Consider the following 7628-nt stretch of genomic DNA (forward strand, 5'->3'; position numbering starts at 1 on the left):
TTAATCATCTCCAAGTTAATTATTTCTGCAAAAAGTAATAAACTCCTTTTTAAATGTTTTGGGATCTTCTATAATAACAGAGTGGCCAACATGGTCTATAACCTTTATCTCACCACTTAAATATTTCATTGTTTCTTTAGCCATATCTTCTGTTATTAAAGTATCTTTTCTCCCTACAATGAATAATACCTTATTATTGTAATTTTTTGATAATTCGATATAATTAATTTTTTCTAATGCTCTTGCATTACCTGAAAAACAATTTTCATTCATAAGCAATGCATCATTAGTTAATTCATCTAATAGCTTTTCATCTTTATTTTCTGGCATTATTCCTGCTAAGGCTTTTTTTAATAATTCTTTATTACCCTTATACATTTCTAAGATAGGATAATATTCTTCTGGTGTTTTTAATCCATTTATTGGAGCAGAATCTATTAAAATCATTTTTTCAGATTTTTCCGGATATCTAAAACTAAGCGCTTGAGCTACCGCTCCACCTAATGAGTGTCCAACAATAATAGCTTTTTCAATATTTAATTCTTCCATAAACCCTTTTACATAATCTGCATAAACATCTATATCACATATATCAATTTTATCACTTCTCCCAAAATTAGGCAAATCTAAGGCAAAAAATTTAAAATTTTCTATATCCATAACTTTTTTATACCAATTAGATGACGCAAAATTCCCATGTATCATTATAACAGGTTTCCCATTTCCATTTTCATAATAAAAGATTTTCTTTCTATTAATTTCAGCAAATTTCCCATCCATTTTTTTACTCCTCCATATTTTTTTTATAAAATACACATGAGGTTTTCCTAAATGTTTATAATAAAGCATTATTATACCATACATTATACCTTTCGGAAAGAAAAGAACGAAAATAATTAACAATATCCCAAAAATTAATGACATTGGTATCGCTGTTCTTGAAAAAATAAAAGGTAATCCAGTAATAATAGCAGAACCTATTAATCCTCCATGAATAGTTGATAATCCACCAATAATTATCATAGCTAAAAGATTTAGTGATGTAGAAAGCCCAAAATCTGTAGGTGCTATATAACCTAAGGTATGAGCATATAATGTTCCAGATATTCCACCAAAAACTGCACTTATTACAAAAGCATGTAATTTTATATACGAAGTATTTATTCCATATGCTTTTGCTGCTACTTCACTTTCTCTAACCATTTTATATTTTATCCCTATTGGAGAGTTTACTACTTTTGAAGCAAAGTGAGCTAAAATTACATAAAATAATAAATTTACTATGTACATTCCAAAATCACTTTTTATTAAAGGAGGAATATTTCTTATTCCTATATGCCCACCAAAAATATCAAATGCTCCAATTAATTGTTCTATAGCAATACCAAAGGCCATCGTGGCTATAGCTAAATAAAAACCTTTTAATCTTAACGCAGGCAATCCTATTAAAAAACCTAATATCGAAGATAATATTATAGCTATAATCAGATTAATTATAAAAGAGAAATTATAATTTGTCAATAAAAACGCAGTAGTATATGCACCTATAGCCATAAAAGCTCCATGACCTATAGAAATTTGTCCAGCATATCCTGAAATGAAATTTAGTCCTAACGCTGAAATAGCAAAAATAATTATCGTAGACAATATTAATAATATGAACGGTTTAGATAAAAATATAAATCCAACTAATATGCCAATTATTAGAAAATATAAAGATTGTTTCATATTATACTCTCCCTTCAAAACCTTTTGAAAATATCCCTGAAGGTTTTACTACTAACATTATTATTATTAATACTAGAACTATTGACAATTGAAAATCAGGTGATATATACATTCCTACTATCTTTTCTAATATTCCTAATATTAATCCACCAAAAATAGCACCAAATAAATTTGAAAATCCTCCTAAAACTCCGGCCGTAAATCCGTATAATTGCATATTCACCATCATATTAGGATGAATATATTCTTTAGGAGCTATTAATATTCCTACTAAAGCCGATAACATTATACCTATTCCCCAAACAATAGAATCTATTTTATTAATATTAATACCTACAACTCCTGCTCCTATTTCGTCTTGTGATCTTGCTCTAATAGCAGTTCCAAGTTTTGTAAATTTCAAAAACAACGCCATTATTATTGCTATAGAAAAAGCTATTAAAGAAACTCCTAAATCATTTATAGGCATAACCAAAATATTTTCTCCTATATGCATAATAATCGGCATTCCCGTAAATATCTCTGGAAAACTTTGATAATCTGTACCCCATATTAAAACACTCAATCCTTCAAAAATCATTAAAAGACCTAAAGTAACTATTAACATTGCTCCATGAGATATATGTTTTATTGGTTTCAATATTTTTTCAATTAGATACCCTATAACAAACCCAAATATTAATGCAGATATAATTGATATTAATAAATTATTTGTAATAGAATATATAGTAAATGCAAAAAAAGTTGAAATCATACCAGCGTGTCCATGAGCAAAATTCATAACACCCACACTTCTAAAGATTAAAGCAATTCCAAAAGCCATCAATCCATATAATGCTCCTTGAGGTATTCCCAAAATAATACTTTGTAAAATTAACATCTTATCACCTACCAAGATATGCTTTTTTTATTTTTTCATTATGAAGTAATTCATTCGCTTTACCAAAATGTACAATTTTACCTGTTTCCAAAACATATGCTCTATCACTTATTTTTAATGCTTTAATGGCATTTTGTTCTACTAATAATATTGAAATACCAACTTTTTTCAATTTTAATAATACTTCAAATATTTCATCAACAATTATTGGCGCTAAACCTAAGGATGGTTCATCAAGCATTAATATTTCCGGATCTCCCATTAGCGCTCTTCCAACAGCCAACATTTGCTGTTCTCCACCAGACAGTGAACCAGCTAACTGTTTTCTTCTATCTTTTAAAATCGGAAAAAGAGTATATACTTTTTCCAAATTATTTTTTTCATCTCCACGTAAAAAACTTCCCATTTTTAAATTTTCTTCAACGTTTAGCTTAGGAAATATTCTTCTATTTTCTGGACATAATATTAATCCTCTTTTAACTAATTTTTGTGTATTCTCTTTTGAAATATTTTCATTGTTAAAATACAATTCTCTTTTTGCTTTAACTAATTTTAATATGCCAAATAGTGTAGATGTTTTCCCTGCACCATTTGCACCTAAAATTGATACTATTTCACCTTTTTGTACGTTAAACGATATATTTTTCACAGCATTTACATGACCATAATTTACTACTAAATTTTTTATTTCAAACATTTTCTTTCTCCCCCAAATATACTTTTATAACTTCTTTATTGTTTGCAATTTCTTCAGGATTTCCTTCTGCTATTTTTTTACCGAAACTCATAACTGTTATCTTTTCAGATACTTTCATAACTAAATTCATATCATGTTCTACTAATAATATAGTAATACCCTGTTTTTTATTTAACATTTTAAAAATATCTTCTATTTCTAACGTTTCACTTGAATTTAATCCTGCAGCTGGTTCATCAAACAATATCATTTCTGGTTCTAATACAATTGCTCTTGCTATTTCAATCCTTTTCAAAATACCATATGATAGTTGTGATGGATATGAAGACAATCTATTTTTAATACCTAATAATTCTGCCGCAAATAATATTTTATCTCTAATATATTTATCAAATTTGCTAGTATTTCCATTAAAAATATCAAAAATATCCCCTTTAAAATTATGCACAATACCAGAATATATATTTTCATAAACATTTAAAAATTTAAATAATTGCAAATTTTGAAATGTCCTAGTTATTTTCTTATATATAATTTTTTCTGTTTTTAAATTTAATAATTCTATTTCTTTGAATTTAACCAATCCATTAATAGGTTTCACAACACCTGTTATAACATTAAACAATGTTGTTTTTCCTGCACCATTGGGACCAATAAGAGAATGAATTGCCCCTTTGTCTATTTTCATATTAAAATTATTTACTGCTATTAACCCACCAAATTTTACCGTTATATTTTTTAATTCTAGCACTTTATCACCTCTCTTTAATAAAGCGGGGATTTCCCCCGCTTTATTATTTATCATAATAAATCCAATTAGTCATTTGTGTCCATGCACCTTTTCTTACTCTTAATACATACATTGATTGTTTCCCTAATCTGCATGTTTCATCATTTGGATCATATTTTTTATAAGTTATTTCGTGTGCCAACATACCTGACCATTTATTCATTGTTTCTAAGGCTTCAACCATTTTTTCTCTTGTTAAATCTTTACCTGCTCTATTTAACCCTTCAACAAAAACTTCAGCAGCTATCATACCAGCTATTGCATATGCGTTAGGTAACTGATCATAATATTTTTTATATATCTTAAATGGTTCTAAATCAGGATTTGAAAAATCAACCTTTACCCATGCCATTGCTTCAACACCTTCAGCTGCTTCTTTTGCCAATAATATATAAGAAATATCAGAATTTGCATAGGTTAAAACATATTTTTGTTTTTGAAGCCCATATTGTTTTGCCTGTTTTACAAAATTAACTGATTGCGGAACAAATAACATGATTGCTATAGCATCAGGCTGTTTAGCAATTAATTTTGTTATTTCAGTTGAAAAATCATTTGCTGTAGGATTTATAGCTAGTGTTTCTACAGGTTTCATATTATATTTATCCTTCAAAGTTTCCATAGATGATTTTAAAAATTCTTTACCTGCATCATCATTTCTATATACTATAGCAATTTTTTTAGCTTTTTTTGTTTTTACCAAATAATTAATCATTATATTACCTTCTAAAGTATAATTGGGTTGTACAGGAAATATATATTTTTTAGGAGGTATGGCAAGTAATGAAGAACCACTAGCCTGATACACATAAGGTACTTTCATATTATTCACATAATCCATAATTGCTAAATTTCCAGGAGTTCCTAAGCCACCCACTAATGCGAAAACCTTGTCATTTTCTATTAACCTTTTTACTTCGACAGTAGTTTTGGCTGGATTAAATTGATCATCTGCAATAATTAAGTTAATTTTTCTTTCATATATCCCTCCATTATCATTAACATAATTAAAATATGCGTTCATACCATTTGCTACACTTTGACCAATTACAGCGACAGGTCCAGACATTGCTTGAAATGTGCCAATTTTAATTTCTGTATCGGTAACTCCGTCTACAGAATATCCAATACTCATAATAACTAAGACGCTTAACAATACCAACAATACCTTTTTCATTTGAATCCCCCCTTATAAATAGCCTAAATTACTGGCTTCTTTTTTTAATTTCTCCCTGAAATCAGGATGTGAAATATCAATTAACGCTTTTACCCTTTCTCTTAAACTTTTACCTCTTAAATGTGCAATTCCATATTCAGTAACAACATAATCTAAATCTTGCCTTGGTACAGTTACAAAAGAACCTTGAGGCAACATCGGCACTATTGTTGATATAGTTCCATTTTTTGCCGTTGACCTTAAAGCTATAATCCCTTTTCCATTTTTACTCATTACTGCTCCTCTATGAGTATCCAGCTGTCCTCCTGTTCCTGAATATTGTTTTGGACCTATAGATTCAGAACATACTTGACCTGTTAAATCCACAGTTATCGCAGTATTTATACTTATCATATTTTCATTTTTAGATATAATATATGGATCGTTTACGTACTTCCCCCTCATTATCCACACTCCAGGGTTATTATTTAGCCAATCATACATTCTTTTTGTACCTAATGCAAAAGTACAAACAAATTTACCTTTCCATAATGTTTTTTTCATATTGGTTATTGCTCCAGCTTCAAACAAATCTATCATAGACTCTGTAAACATCTCTGTATGTATTCCCAAATCTTTTTTATGATTTAAAAGTTTTGCTACTGCGTTAGGAATTCCACCTATTCCAATTTGCAATGTTGAACCATCATTAACTAATTCAGATATATATTCTGCAATAATTCTTTCCGTTTCCGAAGGTTCAACTATCGATAATTCTGGAATTTCCCATGAATTTTCAACAATATAATCAGCTTGTGAAATATGCACTTGAGTTTCTCCATGAGTCCATATAAATTTATCATTTACTTCTAATATTACTATGTCCGCTTTCTCTAAAACTTCCATTTCATATACATTTGAAATTCCTAAATTAAAATATCCCGTTTTCTCATGCATTGGAGTTACAGTTCCCCAAAATATTACAATATTCCCATTCTCTTTTTCAGATAATAATTTATCTGTACCAGCCATGTGCAGATTATTTGGAACAAAGTCTACTGTTTTTAATCCTAATTTTTCGGCTTTTCTTGTGGGGGGGCTTAAAAACCATGAGTGATTATTATAAACATCTTCATATTCTTCTTTCATAAAAAAATCATATTCTTTCATATTCAAACAAGTTACTACTTTCAACTTTTCGAAATGTGGTTTGTATTTATGTAAATTTTCCAACAAACCCTGCGCTTCAGAAGAAGCTAAACCCGTAATTATAGTTGCTTTTTTTGGTAAAGATAATATAACTTCTTCTATGGTTTTTAATTTATTGTTATATTTATCTTTCCACATATTCTCACCCCTCATATTTTCCCCATTTAACAGTAGCAGCAGCCCATACAAAACCTAATCCAGCACCAACCATTACTATATTATCTCCATCTTTTATTTTTCCTGATTTTAATCCCAATTCTATTGATAAAATTTGATCATTTTGGCCTATGTGACCATATTCTTCCAAATATGTTGTTTGATTTTCGGTTAAACCTAATTCATCTAAAACAGCATAATGTGCAGAACGTTTAAAATGTAAAATCGCAAGATAATCTATATCCTTTCTTCTTAATTTAGATTTTTCTAATGATTTATCGATCACATAATAAAAGTTAGGCATAGTTTTTTCTTTTAACTTTTTCTTAAATTTTTCTCCATTTTTTACAACAAAATGAAGTCTATTTACATCTTCTTTTTCCATTGGCCATTTTTTAGTCCCCCCTACTTCAACTATACAATCTTCCGAAAATGATCCATCTCCTTTAAATGCAGTTCCTAAAATAACATTTTTATTATAATTCTTTCTTAATATCATTGCAGCTCCTCCAGCACCTATATCAAACATAAAAGACGTTTCTTTAATGGAATAATCTATTAAATCACCATTTCTATACCCACTAACCAATAAAACAGTATTGATATCTTCATTTGCAATCATCATAGATCTTGCAACTTCCATACCACTCATCATAGAACCACACATTGCCTCCATATCAAAAGACCATGCATTTTTAGCATTTATTTCATCCGCAACTTTCAATCCAGCTAACCAACATGGATAATCTTTATGCTGAGCGCCATTCCAAATAACCAAATCTATTTCATCAGATGAAATGCCAGCATTCTCTATAGCTTTTTTAGCTGCTTGAATTCCCATATAACTTGTAGTATCCTTAGTACCTGGTATTGGTTTTTTTAATATACCAAACTTTTCTTTTATAACTTCTATAGGTATTTTACTTTTCTTAGATATTTCTTCTGCAGTAATAAACGTTTCAGGAGTGTATGTACCAATTCCCATAATTCCAACATTCATTTCTTCACCTTC

7 protein-coding genes are annotated in these 7628 nt (G+C 29.0%); all 7 read right to left on the reverse strand.

Annotated elements, in window-relative coordinates:
- Positions 1-15: 15 nt before the first annotated feature.
- Positions 16-1728 (reverse strand): alpha/beta fold hydrolase, encoded by a 1713-nt coding sequence (locus ACYQ44_RS02345; RefSeq protein WP_459994922.1) that lies wholly within the window; start codon positions 1726-1728, stop codon positions 16-18.
- Position 1729: 1 nt separating this feature from the next.
- Entirely contained in the window at positions 1730-2608 is an 879-nt protein-coding gene (locus tag ACYQ44_RS02350; protein ID WP_459994923.1) for a branched-chain amino acid ABC transporter permease, read from the reverse strand.
- 4 nt (positions 2609-2612) lie between these two features.
- Complete coding sequence (locus ACYQ44_RS02355; protein ID WP_459994924.1) at positions 2613-3305, reverse strand: ABC transporter ATP-binding protein; 693 nt, start codon at positions 3303-3305, stop codon at positions 2613-2615.
- Positions 3298-4056, reverse strand: coding sequence for an ABC transporter ATP-binding protein (locus ACYQ44_RS02360; RefSeq protein ID WP_459994925.1), 759 nt, complete (start codon positions 4054-4056; stop codon positions 3298-3300). Before ACYQ44_RS02360 ends, ACYQ44_RS02355 begins: the two co-directional genes overlap by 8 nt.
- Before the next feature lie 43 nt (positions 4057-4099).
- Positions 4100-5272, reverse strand: coding sequence for an ABC transporter substrate-binding protein (locus ACYQ44_RS02365; RefSeq protein WP_459994926.1), 1173 nt, complete (start codon positions 5270-5272; stop codon positions 4100-4102).
- Positions 5273-5284: 12 nt separating this feature from the next.
- On the reverse strand, positions 5285-6598 hold the full coding sequence (locus ACYQ44_RS02370; RefSeq protein ID WP_459994928.1) for an acetyl-CoA hydrolase/transferase family protein: 1314 nt from the start codon (positions 6596-6598) through the stop codon (positions 5285-5287).
- 4 nt (positions 6599-6602) lie between these two features.
- Positions 6603-7628, reverse strand: a 1026-nt coding sequence (locus tag ACYQ44_RS02375) for a 3-oxoacyl-ACP synthase (protein WP_459994930.1), incomplete at its 5' end; no start/stop codon positions are given.

Source organism: Marinitoga arctica, from assembly GCF_054657315.1.

What these genes read in the sequence shown, in the direction of transcription:
- ACYQ44_RS02345 (WP_459994922.1), bottom strand. Translation starts at nt 1,728, where the DNA reads ATGAAACAATCTTTATATTTTCTAATAATTGGCATATTAGTTGGATTT.
- ACYQ44_RS02365 (WP_459994926.1), bottom strand. Translation starts at nt 5,272, where the DNA reads ATGAAAAAGGTATTGTTGGTATTGTTAAGCGTCTTAGTTATTATGAGT.
- ACYQ44_RS02370 (WP_459994928.1), bottom strand. Translation starts at nt 6,598, where the DNA reads ATGTGGAAAGATAAATATAACAATAAATTAAAAACCATAGAAGAAGTT.
- ACYQ44_RS02350 (WP_459994923.1), bottom strand. Translation starts at nt 2,608, where the DNA reads ATGTTAATTTTACAAAGTATTATTTTGGGAATACCTCAAGGAGCATTA.
- ACYQ44_RS02355 (WP_459994924.1), bottom strand. Translation starts at nt 3,305, where the DNA reads ATGTTTGAAATAAAAAATTTAGTAGTAAATTATGGTCATGTAAATGCT.